The organism is Psychroserpens jangbogonensis, assembly GCF_000797465.1.
Taxonomy (GTDB): domain Bacteria; phylum Bacteroidota; class Bacteroidia; order Flavobacteriales; family Flavobacteriaceae; genus Psychroserpens; species Psychroserpens jangbogonensis.
The window spans coordinates 1-231 of record NZ_JSWG01000056.1; the positions used below are offsets into that span (position 1 = coordinate 1).

The following is a 231-nucleotide window of genomic DNA, read 5'->3' on the forward strand; positions in this document are numbered from 1 at the left end:
CTGTAGACCTGCTTCCAGGCGTCGAGGACGTTCTCGTGGTCGACGGGCAGGGAGCTCAGCGCCACGTACGGCGGCACCTGCTCGCCGAGGGCGCTGAGCGCCGCGAGGTCCACCTCGGCGACGCCCTGGCTGTAGGGCAGCTGCGCCCCCAGGCCGACGACCATCTCTCCCTTGGCCAGAGCGATGGCGACGTTGGTGCCGAGGTCCTCGGTGGCGATCTTGATGTCGGTG

General features: G+C 69.7%; 1 protein-coding gene. It reads right to left on the minus strand.

Going from position 1 to position 231, the window contains the following annotated elements:
* A partial coding sequence (locus RH81_RS16850) for a type 1 periplasmic-binding domain-containing protein (protein ID WP_206539397.1) occupies positions 1-231 on the minus strand: 231 nt, incomplete at both ends.